This window comes from Vreelandella neptunia, from assembly GCF_000712975.1.
Lineage (GTDB): Bacteria > Pseudomonadota > Gammaproteobacteria > Pseudomonadales > Halomonadaceae > Vreelandella > Vreelandella qaidamensis.
Window position 1 is genome coordinate 16759 of the sequence record NZ_JHQL01000005.1, and the last position, 17899, is coordinate 34657.

General features: G+C 52.8%; 16 protein-coding genes and 2 tRNA genes. 6 read left to right on the plus strand and 12 right to left on the minus strand.

Annotated features, from left to right (window positions below):
• The first annotated feature begins 466 nt into the window (after nt 1-466).
• The 6 genes from pcnB to CR46_RS0114550 all read left to right on the plus strand — a co-directional run bounded on the left by pcnB (nt 467) and on the right by CR46_RS0114550 (nt 6014).
• Nucleotides 467-1852, plus strand: coding sequence for a polynucleotide adenylyltransferase PcnB (gene pcnB / locus CR46_RS0114525; RefSeq protein ID WP_030074104.1), 1386 nt, complete (start codon nt 467-469; stop codon nt 1850-1852).
• 7 nt (nt 1853-1859) lie between these two features.
• Nucleotides 1860-2381, plus strand: coding sequence for a 2-amino-4-hydroxy-6-hydroxymethyldihydropteridine diphosphokinase (folK, locus tag CR46_RS0114530; protein WP_030074105.1), 522 nt, complete (start codon nt 1860-1862; stop codon nt 2379-2381).
• Nucleotides 2382-2516: 135 nt separating this feature from the next.
• Nucleotides 2517-3308, plus strand: coding sequence for a 3-methyl-2-oxobutanoate hydroxymethyltransferase (panB, locus tag CR46_RS0114535; RefSeq protein WP_030074106.1), 792 nt, complete (start codon nt 2517-2519; stop codon nt 3306-3308).
• Between the two features lie 29 nt (nt 3309-3337).
• Nucleotides 3338-4207 carry a pantoate--beta-alanine ligase gene (gene panC / locus CR46_RS0114540; protein ID WP_030074107.1) on the plus strand — a complete coding sequence of 290 codons (870 nt, stop codon included), beginning with the start codon at nt 3338-3340 and terminating at the stop codon, nt 4205-4207.
• A 26-nt stretch (nt 4208-4233) separates the two neighbouring features.
• Nucleotides 4234-4614: an aspartate 1-decarboxylase gene (panD, locus tag CR46_RS0114545; protein WP_030074108.1), complete on the plus strand. Its 381-nt coding sequence runs from the start codon at nt 4234-4236 to the stop codon at nt 4612-4614.
• A 221-nt stretch (nt 4615-4835) separates the two neighbouring features.
• Nucleotides 4836-6014: an acetyl-CoA C-acetyltransferase gene (locus CR46_RS0114550; protein WP_030074109.1), complete on the plus strand. Its 1179-nt coding sequence runs from the start codon at nt 4836-4838 to the stop codon at nt 6012-6014.
• Between the two features lie 89 nt (nt 6015-6103).
• Here the strand turns inward: CR46_RS0114550 and CR46_RS0114555 are convergent, their stop codons facing one another.
• From CR46_RS0114555 to tpiA, 12 genes are all read right to left on the minus strand, one after another.
• The gene (locus tag CR46_RS0114555; protein WP_030074110.1) at nt 6104-7273 is read right to left on the minus strand and encodes an MFS transporter; all 1170 of its coding nucleotides are present in this window, start codon (nt 7271-7273) and stop codon (nt 6104-6106) included.
• An 89-nt stretch (nt 7274-7362) separates the two neighbouring features.
• Nucleotides 7363-9528, minus strand: a complete 2166-nt coding sequence (gene pnp / locus CR46_RS0114560) for a polyribonucleotide nucleotidyltransferase (protein WP_030074111.1) — start codon at nt 9526-9528, stop codon at nt 7363-7365.
• 136 nt (nt 9529-9664) lie between these two features.
• Nucleotides 9665-9934 (minus strand): 30S ribosomal protein S15, encoded by a 270-nt coding sequence (rpsO, locus tag CR46_RS0114565; protein ID WP_009723734.1) that lies wholly within the window; start codon nt 9932-9934, stop codon nt 9665-9667.
• Nucleotides 9935-10054: 120 nt separating this feature from the next.
• Nucleotides 10055-10975 carry a tRNA pseudouridine(55) synthase TruB gene (gene truB / locus CR46_RS0114570; protein ID WP_030074112.1) on the minus strand — a complete coding sequence of 307 codons (921 nt, stop codon included), beginning with the start codon at nt 10973-10975 and terminating at the stop codon, nt 10055-10057.
• On the minus strand, nt 10975-11391 hold the full coding sequence (gene rbfA, locus CR46_RS0114575; protein ID WP_030074113.1) for a 30S ribosome-binding factor RbfA: 417 nt from the start codon (nt 11389-11391) through the stop codon (nt 10975-10977). The genes truB and rbfA overlap by 1 nt, the downstream gene beginning before the upstream one ends.
• Nucleotides 11392-11408: 17 nt before the next feature.
• Nucleotides 11409-13952, minus strand: coding sequence for a translation initiation factor IF-2 (gene infB / locus CR46_RS0114580; RefSeq protein WP_030074114.1), 2544 nt, complete (start codon nt 13950-13952; stop codon nt 11409-11411).
• 26 nt (nt 13953-13978) lie between these two features.
• Nucleotides 13979-15493, minus strand: coding sequence for a transcription termination factor NusA (gene nusA, locus CR46_RS0114585; RefSeq protein ID WP_030074115.1), 1515 nt, complete (start codon nt 15491-15493; stop codon nt 13979-13981).
• 70 nt (nt 15494-15563) lie between these two features.
• Nucleotides 15564-16025 carry a ribosome maturation factor RimP gene (rimP, locus tag CR46_RS0114590; protein WP_030074116.1) on the minus strand — a complete coding sequence of 154 codons (462 nt, stop codon included), beginning with the start codon at nt 16023-16025 and terminating at the stop codon, nt 15564-15566.
• A 299-nt stretch (nt 16026-16324) separates the two neighbouring features.
• Nucleotides 16325-16401: transfer RNA gene (locus CR46_RS0114595), tRNA-Met, on the minus strand.
• Between the two features lie 144 nt (nt 16402-16545).
• A tRNA-Leu gene (locus CR46_RS0114600) sits at nt 16546-16632 on the minus strand.
• Nucleotides 16633-16665: 33 nt separating this feature from the next.
• Nucleotides 16666-17025, minus strand: coding sequence for a preprotein translocase subunit SecG (secG, locus tag CR46_RS0114605; RefSeq protein WP_030074117.1), 360 nt, complete (start codon nt 17023-17025; stop codon nt 16666-16668).
• Between the two features lie 4 nt (nt 17026-17029).
• Entirely contained in the window at nt 17030-17779 is a 750-nt protein-coding gene (tpiA, locus tag CR46_RS0114610) for a triose-phosphate isomerase (RefSeq protein WP_030074118.1), read from the minus strand.
• Between the last annotated feature and the right edge of the window lie 120 nt (nt 17780-17899).

Below are 17899 nucleotides of genomic sequence, written 5' to 3' on the forward strand. Positions count from 1 at the left end.
GCGAACAATAATAACAGCCAGCAAGTGCCCAAAAAGGACGCGACGTACACAAAGAATCTGCTTTCAAACAAAAATAATAGCAGCATGTGTGTACACCCCGGAACCAATAACAATTCGCCGGGAGAAAAAGTTCGCGGTTGGATTATTGTTTTGAATACGAGGCGGTCGGAATCAGACTGGTTCTTACGCCTACCGACTGCGGTGCGTATTCAGGGCGATGTGCCATCATGAAGAAAAACAGCAGCATGGACGCTGATTGTCTGCTTTATAGGGGAGGCTCTTGTAGCCTCCCCTTTCCGCGTTTAAAGCAGTCGTCTTTTACAAACCCTATTCGAGTGCTTTGCAAGCCTCAAGGGGTCGGCTACACTCAGCAACTTACCGCGAACCATGCGGTCATTTTTTCGCTACGTTTCTCGATACCGTTTATCGATACTGTTTTCGATACCTTGCGAGTCGATATCGCCGCATGTTTAAAGGATTTACCCGTTTACTACATAGCCCGGGAGAGCACTTGAAATCCCTGCTCGATTCCCCAGAGAGCGCCGCTGATGCGCTCAGTCCCCGTATTATTCCGCGCTCCGAGCACCCAGTTTCTCGTCAGCAAATCAGTGAGGCCGCGTTAAAGGTACTCTACCGCCTCAATGGCGCTGGTTTTGATGCCTATCTGGTCGGTGGCTGTATTCGTGACGCATTGCTGGGCAAAATGCCGAAAGATTTCGATGTTGCCACAAATGCAACGCCGGAGCAGGTGCGCGATCTGTTCCGCAATTCGCGGCTGATTGGTAGGCGCTTTCGCATTGTGCATGTGCGCTTTGGCCGCGAAGTCATTGAAGTCACGACCTTTCGGGGTAAACCACAGGACGAGCACGGCGATCATATCGCCCAGCAGTCTGATGACGGTCTGCTGTTGCGAGACAATGTATGGGGCAGCATCGAAGAAGACGCTCTACGCCGCGACTTCACCGTAAATGCGCTGTACTACAATATCGCTGATTTCACGATTCATGACTTTGCTAACGGCGCGCGTGATATTGAGTCGCGTACCCTGCGTCTGATTGGCGACCCCGTTACCCGTTACCGAGAAGACCCAGTGCGCATGCTGCGCGCAGTGCGCTTTGCAGCCAAGCTTGATTTCACCATTGAGCCTTCTACCGAAGAGCCGATGTATGATTTGGCACCGTTGTTACTGCAAATTCCGCCCGCCCGTTTGTTTGATGAAGTGCTTAAGTTATTCATGTCGGGACATGGCCTAATTACCTTCCGCTTATTAAGCCATTACAACTTGTTTGGCATGCTGTTTCCCGAAGCGGAAGAAGCCATGGCGGATGCGGCCTGGGCTGAAGATCTGATAGAACAAGCGCTCACCAACACCGACAAGCGGATTGCAGAAGGACGGCCAGTCACGCCCGCCTTCCTGCTAGCCGCTTTTTTGTGGGCACCAGTGGCGCACCGCCAAGCAGAGCTTGAGCGAGAAGGCATGCCCTCGATTCCAGCGTTGCAAACCGCTGCGCAGCAGGTAGTTACACGTCAGTTACAGCATATTTCGATACCCAAGCGCTTTGGCATGCCTATGCGCGATATTTGGGAGTTACAAGCACGCCTTCCTCTTCGACGTGGCAAGCGGGCATTTCAAACTCGCGAACATCCACGCTTCCGAGCTGCCTATGACCTGCTGCTATTACGTGAACAAGCGGGCGAAATACCGCGTGGTTTAGGTGATTGGTGGAACGCCTTCCAACAAGGCGATGAACACGAACAGCTTCGGCTTCTACAAAAAGTGGGTAGTGATCCGGCAAGCCAAGGCGACCGTCGCCGTAAAAAACGCCGTAAACCGCGTAAAACAGAGCAGTGAGAACGCAATGTCGCTTGCTTATATTGGTCTAGGCAGCAATCTGGATAATCCTGTTGCTCATGTTTGCCAAGCCTTGCGAGAGCTTAACGAACTGCCGCTTTGCCAGCTTGTGACTCAATCGTCCTTGTACGCAACGCGGCCAATAGGGCCACAAGATCAGCCCGACTTTATTAATGCCGTGGCAGCCCTTGAAACCTCGCTTTCGCCACTAGCACTGCTTGACCAGCTGCAAGGACTAGAACAGCGACACCGCCGTCGGCGGCTGCGTCACTGGGGGCCGCGCACGCTGGATTTGGACCTGCTGCTTTACGGTCAAAGTACGATCTTGCACCCTAGGCTCCAAGTTCCTCATCCTCATATGCATGAACGCGCCTTTGTACTAGCGCCTCTTGAAGAACTGGTGTCAGCTACGCACTCTGAGCCAATACTGCTTTACCAACAGCCGCTTACCGAGTGGCTAAAACATCTTGAGCAATGCGATATACAACGGTTGAGCGAGGCAGATGTCACCGCTACTGCTACCGTCTGACACAAATCTCGACACCAAGCCCCCATTCAGGTAACAATTGCCAGCTACGCCACTTCACGCTTGCAAGGATGCAACGTTAATAATGGTCGGCTGCCCACGTCGCATCGGCCCACTTAGACACTACGAGAGCACGCCATGAAAACCGTCACCCTGAGCACTCTGCAGGCGTTTAAGCGCGCCGGCGAAACGTTCAGTTGCCTGACCGCTTACGATGCTTCTTTTGCTCATGCCGCCAGCGCTGCAGGAATCGATGTTCTGCTAGTCGGCGATTCCTTGGGCATGGTCTTACAAGGGCACAGCAGTACGCTTCCCGTGACCATTGAGGATATCTGCTACCACACGCGCTGTGCAGCGCGTGGTAAAGGCCATAGCCTGCTAATGGTGGATTTGCCGTTTATGAGCAACGCTACCACGGAACGCATGTTAGAAGATTCTGCTGCATTAATGCGTGCAGGCGCTGAACTGGTAAAAGTTGAAGGCGAAGCATGGATGGCCGACGGTATCCGTGAAATGACCCGCCGCGGTGTTCCAGTATGCGCCCACTTGGGGCTAACCCCACAAACGGTCTACCAGTTAGGCGGTTATAAAGTGCAAGGCCGCGAAGCGGCCCATGCGGAACAGATCATCAACGATGCCAAAGTACTCGTTGAGGCAGGCGCTTCCGTGATTCTACTGGAGTGTGTGCCAGCCAGCCTCGGTAAAGCGGTAACAGACGCGCTGGACGTACCCGTTATCGGCATTGGTGCCGGCCCGGATACCGATGGTCAGATTCTAGTGATGCACGACGTATTAGGCGTCACTCATGGCCGTACACCGCGCTTCGTCAAAAACTTTATGGTCGACGCCGACAGCATTCAAGAGGCGTTCAAACACTACCATGAAGCGGTTAAGACACGTGCTTTTCCAGCAGCTGAGCACTGTTTTTAAGTGCCACCCGGAACAACAGCGATCCCTTTATGCGCACGTTAAGAGATATCAATGAATTACGCAGCACGCTCCGCGAGCATCGTCAGCAGGGGCGACGTATTGCTTTAGTGCCCACGATGGGCAATCTCCACCAAGGCCATCTGGCACTTGTGACCACGGCCCGCCAACACGCGGATATCGTTGTTTCAAGCCTGTTCGTGAACCCGATGCAATTTGGCCCAGGTGAAGACTTAGATGCCTACCCACGTACGTTTGAAGCAGATCAGGCACAGTTAACAGAAACAGGCTGCGATATTCTTTTCGCTCCTACGGTCAGTGCGCTTTACCCTAATGGCTTAGCCGCTCAGACCCGTGTACATGTGCCTGAGGTAGGTGAAGGACTCTGCGGTGGCTCACGCCCAGGACACTTTGATGGCGTTTCTACCGTAGTCAGCATGCTGTTTAACTTGGTGCAGCCAGATGTCGCCTGTTTCGGCGAAAAAGATTATCAGCAACTAGCGGTCATTCGAAAGTTAGTGAGTGACCTACACATGCCGATCGACATTATCGGTGTACCGATTGTGCGCGCCGATGACGGTCTAGCACTCTCCTCTCGTAATGGTTATTTAAGCGAGTATGAGCGTGTGAAGGCCCCCCTGCTATATCGCACCTTATGCGAGCTACGCGATGCATTAGAGCATGGAACCCCTGTCGAACAAGTACTACAACAGGGTAGAACAGCCCTGTATGATGCTGGCTTTACGCCTGATTACCTTGAGCTGCGTGATGCAACACTTGCTGCAGTCAGCAGTTCAACTCGCAGTGCCATGCTGCTAGCGGCAGCGAAACTCGGCTCTGCCCGACTTATTGACAATCTCAGCGTGCAGCTGCCAAGCGCTGCCACTGATGCTAGCCAGTAGGCTAGTTACGTTATTTAGGAGTTTCTATGCACACGATTATGCTTAAAGCCAAGCTGCATATGGCTCGCGTTACCCACGCGGTACTCAATTACGAAGGTTCCTGTGCCATCGACGGCGACCTATTGGATATGGCCGGTATTCGCGAAAACGAGCAGATCCAAATCTATAATGTAGAAAACGGCGAACGCTTCACCACCTACGCGATTCGTGGCGAGGAAGGCTCTCGACTAATTTCTATTAATGGCGCAGCCGCACATTTAGCTGCGCCAGGACATCGAATCATTATTTGCAGTTACGCCCACTACTCCGAAGCAGAGCTTGAAAACCATCAGCCGGCGCTTGTTTATCTGCAAGAAGGCAACCACGTTAGCCACACCAGCAACGCGATTCCTGTTCAGTTAGCGTAACTTAAACAGTTGAGTAAGCACCTATTTATAAGCACCTATTTAACGGGCCGTTGATCGGCCCGTTTTTTTTGCCTAAAAAGCGTATTGCCGCAACGCACAACCTTCCCCTATGCTGATAGATAAGTTTGACACAACATGCTAATAACAATGGGTAGGCAGCGCCTCATTGGCCTTTCTATCCTCACTCAGAACGTTGCGTTACTTACCCAAGGAGTCATCATATGCAAGACGTGGTTATTGTCGCCGCTCGCCGCACCGCCGTAGGAAGCTTTGGTGGATCACTCGCCGGTATTCCAGCAAGCGATTTAGGTGCACTGGTTATTAAAGACATTCTCGCCTCTACCGGTGTTGCCCCAGAGCAAATTGATGAAGTACTGCTAGGCCAAGTGCTAACCGCTGGCGTCGGCCAAAACCCGGCCCGCCAAGCAGCTATCAAAGCTGGCCTGCCTGATGCCGTTCCAGCCATGACGATCAACAAAGTATGTGGTTCAGGCCTCAAGGCCCTACACTTGGCTACCCAGGCAATCCGTTGCGGTGACGCCAGCGTTATTCTCGCAGGTGGACAGGAAAACATGTCTGCGTCCCCCCACATCCTGCCCAACTCGCGTAACGGCCAACGTATGGGCGACTGGAAAGCGATTGATTCCATGGTTCACGATGGCCTGTGGGATGCGTTCAACAACTATCACATGGGGATTACCGCGGAAAACCTAGCGGAAAAATACAGCATCACTCGCGAAGCGATGGACGAGTTCGCAGCGGCCTCTCAGCAAAAAGCCGCTCAAGCTATTCGCGACGGTAAATTCAAAGGCCAGATCGTTCCTGTGGAAATTCCGCAGCGCAAAGGCGATCCAGTGGTGTTTGATACTGACGAAAACCCACGGGAAGTAACCGCAGAAAAACTCGGCGGTATGCGCCCCGCGTTCAAGAAAGACGGTACCGTTACCGCCGGTAACGCCTCATCTTTAAACGATGGCGCCGCTGTCGTTATGCTCTGCTCAGCAGAAAAGGCCAAAGAACTTGGCTTAGAGCCACTGGCGCGTATTGCTGCTTACTCTAACGCTGGAGTTGATCCCGCGATCATGGGCATTGGCCCGGCACCGGCCACTCGCCGCTGCCTCGAAAAAGCGGGCTGGAGCTTAGATGACCTAGACCTAGTAGAAGCTAACGAAGCTTTTGCCGCCCAGGCACTTTCCGTTAATAAAGAGCTAGGCTGGGATGTCAGCAAGGTGAATGTTAACGGCGGTGCGATTGCCCTCGGTCACCCGATTGGGGCCTCTGGCTGCCGCATCTTGGTCAGCCTGCTGCATGAAATGATTGCGCGTGATGCCAAAAAAGGTCTTGCCACCCTGTGTATTGGCGGTGGCCAAGGTGTTGCACTAGCGATTGAACGTCCCTAAGCCCCACGTTTAGTGCGCTTAAACGTCATGCCCCCGCTACTTAGCGGGGGCATTTTTAATAGCTTATTTTTTACGGCTTTTTTTAAGGGCTAGCGACGTTTCTCTCCTACAATGCTCGAAGGCGTTCGCCATACCAGTATAGCCCCAAGCAAAAACAGTACCGATGCCGCCCACATAGCAATTGGCAAGCTGGTGCCATCGACGATACGCCCACCAAACATTGCCCCTAAACCAATCGACATATTAAAGGTAAATGCCATCAGCGCGGTAGCAGCCTCGGTATTAGGTGCCGTACGTATAATCCAGGTTTGAATACTGACTGACACGCTGCCAAAAACAGCCCCCCATATCATTAGCAGCAGTACGCCGCTGGTAGGTTGAACACCCAGTAGCGGGAAAATAGCCACAACTAACAATAAAAGGCTAGGAATGGCCAATACCGCCCGATAAGGGTGACGCCCAGCAAAGATACCTGCCGCGACATTACCCAGGATGCCGGCCGCCCCGTATAGCAACAGTAAACTGCCAACATGACGCTGAGCTACGCCGCTAATCTCCTGAAGAATGGGGCTGATAAAGGTATAAGCAGCAAAGTGCCCCACCACCACAAACCCCGTGGTTAACACCGCGACTCGCACACCTCGGTTGCTAAACTGCTGCGCTAACATACGCAATCGTACTGGCTCTCTTGGCGGCAGTGGTGGTAGCCAACACCATAGTGCAATGGCGGTTAACAGGCTTAGCCCACCCAACGCCCCAAAGGCTACTCGCCAGTTGCTCAGGTCCCCTAGCAATGTGCCTAACGGCACCCCCAATACTGACGCGGCGGCTACACCACCGAAAATAATCGTCATGGCCTTGGCAACCTGATCGCTGGGCACTAGCCTTGGGGCAATGCTTCCCGCTATGGCCCAAAAACCACCGATACTAATACCCACCAACACACGAGCTGCCAGTAGTAACCCAAAATTGCTGGCCACAGCTGAAAGTGCGCTGCCAATCACCATCACAATCATCATCAAGGTGAGCATGATGCGTCTATCTAACCGGCCCACCGCTACCGGCAACAGCGGTGCTGAGAAAGCAGCCACCACACCAGGAACGGTCACCATCAGGCCCGCCATACCTGGCGTGACGCCCATCGAGGAAGCTACCTGTGACAATAGCCCGATAGGCAATTGCTCAGCCGTCACCAATAAAAAAATGCCGATCATTACGGCCACCACCGCCCACCAGCGCGGCGCTTGCTCCTGCTCCATGGCTCTCTTCTCTTTTCCTATACTGCCTATAAAACGACACCGCCCCCGCAACTGGAAGCTGCGGGGGCGGTCGTTACGTCTATATCGCTTTAGTTAGCGACGTCCGCCTCGGCAGCGGCGAACGCTGCTTTCTCTTCCTCAGTGATCTCTTTAATTGAGAGCTTCACTCGGTTGCGGTTGTCGATATCCAACACTTTCACAATCACATCATCGCCTTCATTTAAGAAATCGCGCACGTTGTTAACGCGCTCAGCAACAATTTGCGAGATGTGAACCAGGCCGTCAGTGCCCGGCATGATGTTGACGAAAGCGCCAAAGTCCGCAATACGAACTACTTTGCCATTGTAAAGCTTGCCAATTTCCGCTTCTGCGGTAATTGCCAGCACAGTATCAATGGCTTTTTTGGCTGCCGCTTTGTCTTCTGCGTAGATGCGTACAGTGCCGTCATCATCCAGATCAATAGAGGCACCGGTATCTTCGCAAATTTTGCGGATTGTTGCGCCGCCTTTACCGATCACGTCACGAATCTTGTCCGGAGCGATTTTGATCGTCGCCATGGACGGCGCGTTTTCTGACACATCGGTACGGCTTTGGCTAATAACGTCATTCATCTGAGCAAGGATACTAATGCGGGCGTCATAGGCCTGCTGTAGCGCCTTTTCCATGATCTCTTCATTGATGCCTTCAATCTTAATGTCCATCTGCAGAGCAGTAACGCCCTCTTCAGAACCAGCAACTTTGAAGTCCATATCGCCCAGGTGATCTTCGTCACCCAAGATGTCGGTCAATACCGCATAGCCGTCTTCATCTTTCACTAAGCCCATGGCAATACCTGCCACCGGTGCTTTTAACGGCACACCAGCATCCATCAGCGCGAGTGAGGAACCGCACACTGACGCCATGGAGCTAGAACCGTTAGATTCAGTGATTTCCGATACCACACGGATGGTATAGGGGAAGACGTCTTCTGATGGCAGCATCGCCTGAACGCCGCGGCGTGCTAAGCGACCATGGCCAATTTCACGACGCTTTGGCCCGCCAAAGAAGCCAGCTTCACCAACGCAGTAGGGAGGGAAGTTGTAGTGCAGCATAAAGCGGTCTTTACGCTCGCCTTCCAGAGACTCGATTAGCTGTGAGTCACGCAGGGTGCCCAAGGTAGCAATCGCGATTGCCTGGGTCTCGCCACGGGTAAATACTGCTGAACCATGGGTCTTAGGTAGTACGCCGACTTCGATTGCCAGCGGGCGTACTGTGGTGTTGTCGCGGCCATCAATACGTGGCTCGCCTTTTACGACGCGAGAACGCACAACGCGCTTCTCAAGGGCAGAAAACGCACCTTTCACGTCATCTTTACTGAACTTGCCTTCTGTCTCTTCTTCACCTTCAGCAGCTACTAGCTGCGCGACAGCGTCATCTTTCAGCGCTGACAGCGCATCTTGACGCGCCATTTTGTCAGTAATGCGATAAGCATCACCCACTTTGGCTTCAAAAGCGTCGGCAATGGCCGTTTTCAGCGCGACATTTTCTGCAGCTGGCTGCCAGTCCCAGCGCGGCTTGCCCGCTTCCGCGACCAGCTCTTTAATCGCGCTAACGGCAACCTGCATTTCCTGGTGACCAAACAGCACGGCACCGAGCATTTCGTCTTCAAGCAGTTCTTGGGCTTCCGATTCCACCATCAATACGGCGTTTTCGGTACCGGCAACCACCATATCCAGCTCAGAGGTGGTCAGCTCTTCAACGGTGGGGTTGAGGAAGTAACCCTGCTCTTCATTAAAGCCAACGCGCGCTGCGCCAATTGGGCCGTTAAACGGCACACCTGCAATCCCCAACGCTGCCGAGGTGCCCAGTAGTGCCGCAATATCTGGGTCATGATTACGATCCGTCGATAGCACAGTACAGATTATCTGTACTTCATTCATAAACCCTTTAGGAAACAGCGGACGAATCGGGCGATCAATCAGACGCGAGGTAAGGGTCTCTTTCTCAGTAGGACGCCCTTCACGCTTAAAGAAGCCGCCGGGAATTTTACCCACTGCATAGGTTTTCTCTTGGTAGTGTACCGAGAGCGGGAAGAAGGGCTGATTAGGATTCGCTTCTTTCTTGGCCACAACCGTACACAGTACGACAGTTTCATCCATGGTCACCATAACGGCGCCAGTGGCTTGGCGAGCGATACGCCCAGTTTCTAGGGTGACGGTGCTACGACCGTATTGAAACGTTTTTTTTACCGGATTCACGGCGACTTCCTTTAACATTAATATCTACTTGTCTTTTCGCTTGGGTCGTTTTGACTCGTCACCATTCTAGGCGCTGTAGCGCCATACGGCTACCAGAAACAAAAAAACGGGCAGCCCACAAGGGGCTGCCCGTTTTGATCGCTGTCGTTAATGATTAACGACGTAGACCTAAACGCTGAATCAGAGACTGATAGCGTTCAAAATCTTTACGCTTTAGGTAATCCAACAGCTTACGACGCTGGTTTACCATGCGGATCAGACCACGACGAGAGTGGTGATCCTGTTTGTTGGTTTTGAAGTGGTCCTGCAGGCCATTAATGTTGGCGCTCAGCAGTGCAACCTGAACTTCAGGGGAACCGGTATCGTTATCGCCGCGGCCGTATTCGTTGACGATCTCGGCCTTCTTCTCAGCGGTTAATGCCATCTGTCTCTCCAGTAAGCAATATGCCTAAAAAATGAATGGTTGAGACCACGCATATTTGCAGTCTCAGGCGACTATCTTCACGTACAATTTTCGCGCAAATTGCTACATCCTTGCAACGCTTTACGAGATAGCGACGGTACTTAACAGCCGCTTGGGAGCTACTTCCTGAGCCCCTTTTACAACGCCAAGGCCGATAAACGTCTCAGCGTAATAAAGTCTTGCTAGCGCATCAGGCTCGAGCGCATCAATCGCTAAACTAGCCGACTGACCGTGTGCAAGACGCCCAAAAGCCGTTTCATCTACCGTCAGCGACGGCAAATGATCAACCAGCACATCCGCAGGCATTAGTTCAGCCTCGCGGGTGGCCTGGTCTGCCAAGGCCTCAAGGCCTTCCAGCGTCCACATCGCATCGCCGGTAAAAGGCCCTGTTTTGAGCCTTCTCAACTGACTAATGTGGGCACCACAGCCCAAGGCATAGCCAATATCTTCAGCCAAGGTGCGAATATAAGTGCCTTTGCTACAGCTAACTTCCAGTTCAAAGGCAGTGCCCTCGAAAGCAAGCAGCCGCGCATCATACACGCTTACTCGCCGCGCTGCACGCTCAACGTGCTTACCCTCACGGGCAAGCTCATAAAGCTTTTTGCCTTGATGCTTCAATGCCGAATACATCGGCGGCACTTGGTCAATCTCGCCGTGAAAGCGAGCTAAGACTGACTCGACATCCTCAGCCGTTAAGCTGGGAATCTCTCGCTGCTCAATGACCGTGCCTTCGGCATCGCCGGTGTCGGTGATCACCCCCAGTTCTACGCGGGTGCGGTACATCTTGTCGGCTTCTAGCAGGTGCGCGGAAAACTTAGTGGCTTCCCCAAGACAAATAGGCAATAAACCTGTTGCCATGGGGTCCAGCGTGCCAGTATGGCCGGCTTTTTGCGCCTCAAACAGACGACGCACACGCTGCAGCGCATGATTACTAGAAATGCCCTTAGGCTTATCCAGCAGCAGTACGCCGTTAACCGGCAATCCACGACGGCGACGTGCCATTAGCGCGTCTCCTCACCACTGACGTTATCGCTACCGTCCTCATCATCATGCTGGCGAGCACGGTCAGTTGACACCGCTTCGTCAATCAATGAGGAGAGGTGCTGGCCACGCACCACGCTTTCATCGTAATGAAAGCGCAGTTCAGGTACATGACGCAGCTTGATACGTTTAGCAATTTGGCTTCTCAGAAAACCCGCAGCGCGTTTCAGCACTTGTAGGTTTTCCTTAATACGCGCGGGATCTTGCTCACCCAATAGGGTGACATAGATATCGGCATAGCCAAGATCACGACTAACGGTGGCACCGCTTACCGTAATCATCCCTAAACGCGGATCTTTTACTTCGCGTTGGATCAGTACCGCCAGCTCCTTTTGGAGCTGGTCGGCGACTCGGTCGGTACGCTTAAATTCGCGCATGATTGCTCCTCGCGGCCTTACAGGCTACGCTCGACCTTCACTTGGTCAAAGACTTCGATCTTGTCGTTGACCTGAACATCGTTGTAGTTCTTCACGCCGATGCCACACTCCATACCGTTACGCACTTCTTGAACGTCGTCTTTGAAGCGGCGCAGCGATTCGAGTTCACCTTCGTAAATGACGACGTTGTCACGCAGTACACGGATACGCTTGCTGCGCGATACGGTGCCTTCGACAACCATACAGCCAGCCACTGCACCAATTTTCGGCGCACGGAACACGTCGCGCACTTCAGCCACACCGACGATCTCTTCTTTCCACTCGGGAGCAAGCATACCGCTCATTGCCTGCTTAACTTCATCGATTAGCTGGTAGATAACGCTGTAGTAGCGTAGATCCAGACCTTCACGTTCGATGATTTCACGAGCAGCAGCGTCAGCACGGACGTTAAAGCCGACCACAATCGCTTCAGAAGCAAGCGCAAGGTTGGCATCGGTACCGGTGATACCACCAACACCCGACGACACAACAGCAACTTCAACTTCACCCGTGGAGAGTTCTTCCAAGGCGCCTTTGATCGCTTCCAACGAACCTTGAACGTCAGCTTTCAGAACGATGTTGACCTTGGCCACTTCGTCTTGGCCCATCTGGCTGAACATGTTCTCCAGCTTGGCTTTCTGCTGACGCGCCAGGCGCACTTCACGGTATTTGCCTTGGCGGAAGTTAGCCACTTCACGGGCTTTCTTCTCGTCGGCAACGACCATGAAGTCATCACCCGCATCCGGAGTACCATCCAGACCCTGAATTTCGACCGGCATCGCAGGGCCTGCAGTATCAACTTGCTTGCCCAGCTCGTTGGTCAGCGCACGAACGCGACCATAGTGCAGACCCGCAAGAACGATATCGCCTTTCTTCAGCGTACCGTTTTGCACCAGCACCGTGGCAACCGGGCCGCGGCCTTTATCAAGACGCGATTCAACAACAACGCCTTTACCAGGAGCTGACGGCACAGCGGTGAGTTCAAGTACTTCAGAAACGAGCTGAATGGCTTCCAGCAGTTCTTCAATACCGTCGCCAGTTTTGGCGGACACATGTACGAACTGAGTGTCGCCGCCCCACTCTTCTGAAATCACGCCATGCTGGGAGAGTTCATTACGAATACGGTCGAAATCAGCACCCGGCTTATCGATCTTATTCACCGCCACAACCATCGGTACTTCGGCAGCTTTGGAGTGCTCGATCGCCTCGATTGTCTGTGGCATCACGCCGTCGTCAGCAGCAACAACCAGAATAACCACGTCCGTTGCCTTGGCACCACGAGCACGCATCGCGGTAAACGCTGCGTGGCCAGGGGTATCCAGGAAGGTAACGCCGCCGTGGTTGTCTTCCACGTGGTAAGCACCGATATGCTGGGTAATACCACCCGCTTCGCCAGTGGCGACTTTAGCGCGACGGATATAATCCAACAGCGAAGTTTTACCATGGTCAACGTGACCCATGACGGTAACCACAGGAGAACGAGTGATCTCTTCGCCTTCATAGGAGATGCCTTCGAGCATTTCCGTTTCCAGCGCGTCGTCCTTCACTAGCTTGACCTTGTGGCCCATCTCTTCCGCTACGATGGCCGCTGTATCCTGGTCAATCGTTTGGTTGATGGTCACTGCCGCGCCCATGTTGAACATGGCTTTGATGACTTCATTGGCCTTGATCGACATTTTGTCGGCTAGATCAGCAACGCTGATCGACTCAGGGATCGAAACTTCACGCACGATCGGCTGGGTTGGCTTTTGAAACGCATGCTTGCCGTTACCGCTTTGGTTAGCACCACCACGGCGGCCGCCACGGCGCTCGGCGCGTTTTACTTTCTTACCGCCGCCACCGCGCTTACGCTCTTCGCGATCACCACGATCATCCTCGTCATCACGACCTTTCTTCTTCGCTGCTGCCTTTTTAGGCGGCGCAGTACGGCGATCAGTACGGCCTTCTTTCGGCGGTGCGGGCGGAAGATCATCAGGCGTCGGCGTGTCGTCGATTTGCAGCTCAGGCACAGGGATACTGGGCACTTCAGCCGCTTTCGCCTTGGCTTTTTCTTCCTCGGCTTTGCGTGCAGCGTCTTCTGCCGCTTTCGCTTTCGCCGCGACTACTTTCTCTTCTGCTTCGCGAACATCACGTGCTTTTCGCTCGGCTTCCGCTTCTGCCATATCACCCACTAACTGGCGCGGGCCAGAGTGCTTAGGCTCAGCAGCTTTCGGCTTATCTTCTTCGGCGCTTTTAACGTACGTTTTTTTCTTACGTACTTGCACTTCAATCGTTTTTCCGCGCTCACCGGTTTTAATCCGGCTACGGGTTTTACGCGTCAGCGTAATGCGGTTTTTACTAGGATCGCTGTCGCCGCCGCCATGGCTTTTTTTCAAAAAGCTTAGCAGCGTTTGCTTATCGTCTTCAGATACCGCGTCGCTTTCTGACGCATGCTTTAAACCTGCTTCTTTCATCTGTTCCAATAGGCGGGGCACATCACGGCCCACCTTCACTGCAAAATCTTTAACTGTCATATCTGACATAGTGACCCTCCTCAGCCCGTGACCTTTTACTGTGTGTTTGAATCCGATACGCCATCGTCTTCAAACCAGGGCGCACGGGCAGTCATGATCAGTGCCGCTGCGCGCGCTTCGTCCAACTCCTCGATATCGACCAGATCGTCGACAGACTGCTCGGCGAGATCTTCCATGGTGACAATGCCACGGCTAGCCAGAATGAAGGCCAGATGGCGCTCCATGCCGTCCATGTCCAGCAGATCGTCTGCTGGCTGGGCACCGTCTAGCGCTTCCTCCGAGGCAATCGCCATCGTCAGCAGCTCGTCTTTCGCTCGTGCCCGCAGCTCTTCCACCAAATCTTCATCGAACTCTTCGATTTCGAGCATCTCTTCAAGCGGCACGTAGGCAACTTCTTCCAGGGTGGTAAACCCTTCTTCTACTAATAGGCGGGCAACATCTTCGTCCACTTCGAGGTGCTGAACGAAGGAGTCCACCAGGCTATCAATTTCCTGCTCACGCTTTGACTCAGCTTCATCTTCAGTCATCACGTTAATACGCCAGCCAGTTAGCTCAGAGGCCAAACGTACGTTCTGACCGCTGCGGCCAATAGCCTGAGCTAGGTTGTCTTGCGCAACAGCCACGTCCATCGCATGGGCATCTTCGTCAACCAGGATAGACGCCACATCGGCAGGTGCCATTGCGTTGATCACCAGCTGGGCCGGATTATCGTCCCACAGCACAATATCGACACGTTCGTTTTGCAGCTCTGACGACACTGCCTGTACGCGCGAACCACGCATACCAACGCACGCCCCAACAGGATCGATACGCCGATCATTAGTTTTAACGGCGATTTTGGCTCGTGAGCCTGGGTCACGCGCGGCGCCTTTAATTTCAATTAGCTGTTCAGCAATTTCAGGCACTTCAATTTTGAATAGTTCAATGATGAACTCAGGACAGGTACGTGACAGCTGTAGCTGCGCACCACGTGCATCTGGATCAACCTTCACTAACAATGCACGAACCCGCTCATTCATGCGGTAGCGCTCACCGTGAATCATTTCGTTACGCGGTAAGAACGCCTCGGCATTTTCACCCAGGTCAATAATCAAGCCATCGCGGGTGGTTTTCTTAACAATACCCGCCACCAACTCGCCTTCACGGTCAGCGTACTGACGAACAACTTCTGCACGTTCAGCTTCTCGTACTTTCTGGACGATAACTTGCTTAGCTGTTTGCGCAGCAATACGTCCAAACACGGCATTTTCAATTTTTTTCTCGACCACATCGCCTAGTTTAAGCGGCGGATCACGCTGCTCGGCAATGGTTTCTTTAATTTCATAATCCGGTGTTTCAAATTCGTCATCTTCGACCACGGTCCAGTAACGGAACGTGTCGTAGTCGCCCGTGCGACGGTCGATATGGACGCGCACATTGGCTTCTTCTTGATCAAAACGCTTGCGTGACGCGCTGGCTAGCGCGGCTTCAACCGCTTCAAAAATAACATCGCGGGGGACGCCTTTTTCGTTAGAGATCGCGTCCACGACCATTAAAATTTCTTTACTCATGCGTTTGCCTCGCCAGAAAACCTGTCCTTTTGTGCATCATCCCGGCAGCCTGCCGGAAGCCGCCACCCGTTTATTCGTCGAATTGCGGGACGACATGCGCAGAATCAATGCTTTCGATTGGAAAACAGTACTCTTCGCCATCCAGCTGTAGCAGTACCTCATCGCCTTCGACACCGGCGAGAAGACCTTGATATTTACGCCGCCCATCAAAAGCAACGCGTAGCTTGAGTGCAACGTGATGGCCTTGATAGCGAATAAATTGATCCAGGGTATATAAGGGACGTGCCATACCGGGCGACGAGACTTCCAAACGGTATTCGCCGGGAATAGGGTCTTCCACATCCATAACGGCACTAACTTGGCGACTAATATCAGCGCAGTCTTCCACGCTGACGCCGCTTTCGCGTTCGATATAAATTACCAGCCGCGAATGCTTGCCCTGGGAAAGATGGTCGATACCCCATAGCTCAAAACCCATAGCGGCTACGACAGGTTCGATCAGCGCATGAAGCGCAGCGTGTTTTGTGGCCACAGACAAAGCTCCTATAGCCGTTGCATCAGGCACCTGGCCAGGAGTTGAATGAAAAGCTAGGTGGCTGATTGGCGTTACCCGGAAATGTGTCTCTGGCAATTCGGAAGACATCCGCTCTGGAGACACTCTTGGCTCTCGAAAAGCTACTAACAAAAAAGCTACTAACAAAAAGCCCCTTCACAGGAAGGGGCTTTTCGAAAGAAACCTGTAGTACCACTTTAGCAACATGATCAGCGGCTTTCATGCACCAGGTGCTTAAATAGACGCTTTATTCATAAATCTTTCATGTTACTAGAAGATGGTAGCGGGGACCGGATTTGAACCGATGACCTTCGGGTTATGAGCCCGACGAGCTACCAGACTGCTCCACCCCGCATCAATCTAGAAGAGCGATAATAGACACTTGATCCGCTTTCGTCAAGAACTCTTTTTCGCCTCAGGTGCCAACCCTGATTTACTCTATATGGCAGAACGCTTTTTTCTGAAAAACTCTGGGAAGCTGGCTAGCCAGCAAAACAGATGGTGCCGAAGGCGGGACTTGAACCCGCACGACCATACGGTCACTACCCCCTCAAGATAGCGTGTCTACCAATTCCACCACTTCGGCAACAGGGGAGGCTAAAGAAGCAGTATCAATATGTTACTCACTGCTTTCCTCTAGCACTGGCGCGGTATTATCCATACTTGCAGGGCCATCGTCAAGCGTTGGAATATTGCGCTGTTGTTCAATCAGGCGAGAGTCGGGAATACCCGCTTCAGGAGCCTGTCCGGCCTGCGTTGCAAAATAAGCCAGCGCCATGGAGGTAACAAAAAAGCCAGCGGCTAAAAGGCCTGTTGCACGAGACAGAAAGTTACCACTCCCCCGCGAACCAAAGACCGTTTGCGATGCACCTCCACCAAAAGAGGCACCTGCGTCGGCACCTTTTCCCTGCTGAAGCAGGATGAGCACAACCAAGGCGATCGCAATCACCACATGAACCATAAGAATTGCAACTTGCATGGGATTATCCTGCTGACTGACAAATAGCGTAGAAATCATCGGTTTTGAGCGAAGCGCCGCCCACTAAACCGCCGTCGATATCCGGCTGAGCAAGTAACTCAGCCGCATTACTTGCATTCATACTGCCGCCGTAAAGCAACTTAAGCTGCTCGGCGAGCGTTTTATCAAACCCTGCTTGGTAGGCACGAATACCCGCCATTACTTCTTGGGCCTGTTCAGGCGTTGCTGTACGCCCTGTGCCAATTGCCCATACCGGTTCATAGGCAATGACAATCTTAAGCCGCTGTGCTGGCTCTAAACGCGCCATTGCATAGCCAACTTGCCGCAACACAACATCCATTGTGCTTCCTGCATCGCGCTCTTCCAGGGTTTCACCAACACAAAGAATTGGCGTTAGGCCAACATCGAGTGCGGCTACTAAGCGGTCAAACACTTGCTCGTCGCCTTCTTTATAAAGCTGCCGACGTTCAGAGTGGCCGACCAGCACATAAGCTACGTCAAACTCTTTAAGCATACGCCCACTGATTTCACCCGTATGCGCGCCTGAGTGCTGAGGATTAAGCGTTTGGGCCCCTAACTGCAGCGGCGTATTTTGGAACGCAATGCGGGCTGCTTCCAAATAGGGAAACGGCGGAATAACCACAACATCAATGCTATTAGGCAGCTTAGCCGCGGTGAAAGCGTCTCCAAACGCTTGAATCAACGCCGTAGAACCGTTCATTTTCCAGTTACCGGCAATTAATGGCGTACGCATCGATTATCCTCACTCAAGGTGGAGCGAAATGGTATAGGAGCGGCCTTGTCAAGACAACCGCTGTTATACAGCTTAATTAGTTGAGAACGCTAATTGAGCATGACTGCCTATTAAGCTAGC

Excerpts from the sequence above, each read along its gene's own strand:
- panD (WP_030074108.1), top strand. The coding sequence starts at position 4,234 with ATGCACACGATTATGCTTAAAGCCAAGCTGCATATGGCTCGCGTTACC.
- rpsO (WP_009723734.1), bottom strand. The coding sequence starts at position 9,934 with ATGGCATTAACCGCTGAGAAGAAGGCCGAGATCGTCAACGAATACGGC.
- pnp (WP_030074111.1), bottom strand. The coding sequence starts at position 9,528 with ATGTTAAAGGAAGTCGCCGTGAATCCGGTAAAAAAAACGTTTCAATAC.
- nusA (WP_030074115.1), bottom strand. The coding sequence starts at position 15,493 with ATGAGTAAAGAAATTTTAATGGTCGTGGACGCGATCTCTAACGAAAAA.
- secG (WP_030074117.1), bottom strand. The coding sequence starts at position 17,025 with ATGCAAGTTGCAATTCTTATGGTTCATGTGGTGATTGCGATCGCCTTG.
- pcnB (WP_030074104.1), top strand. The coding sequence starts at position 467 with ATGTTTAAAGGATTTACCCGTTTACTACATAGCCCGGGAGAGCACTTG.
- panC (WP_030074107.1), top strand. The coding sequence starts at position 3,338 with ATGCGCACGTTAAGAGATATCAATGAATTACGCAGCACGCTCCGCGAG.
- infB (WP_030074114.1), bottom strand. The coding sequence starts at position 13,952 with ATGTCAGATATGACAGTTAAAGATTTTGCAGTGAAGGTGGGCCGTGAT.
- CR46_RS0114555 (WP_030074110.1), bottom strand. The coding sequence starts at position 7,273 with ATGGAGCAGGAGCAAGCGCCGCGCTGGTGGGCGGTGGTGGCCGTAATG.
- rbfA (WP_030074113.1), bottom strand. The coding sequence starts at position 11,391 with ATGCGCGAATTTAAGCGTACCGACCGAGTCGCCGACCAGCTCCAAAAG.
- truB (WP_030074112.1), bottom strand. The coding sequence starts at position 10,975 with ATGGCACGTCGCCGTCGTGGATTGCCGGTTAACGGCGTACTGCTGCTG.
- panB (WP_030074106.1), top strand. The coding sequence starts at position 2,517 with ATGAAAACCGTCACCCTGAGCACTCTGCAGGCGTTTAAGCGCGCCGGC.
- tpiA (WP_030074118.1), bottom strand. The coding sequence starts at position 17,779 with ATGCGTACGCCATTAATTGCCGGTAACTGGAAAATGAACGGTTCTACG.
- CR46_RS0114550 (WP_030074109.1), top strand. The coding sequence starts at position 4,836 with ATGCAAGACGTGGTTATTGTCGCCGCTCGCCGCACCGCCGTAGGAAGC.
- folK (WP_030074105.1), top strand. The coding sequence starts at position 1,860 with ATGTCGCTTGCTTATATTGGTCTAGGCAGCAATCTGGATAATCCTGTT.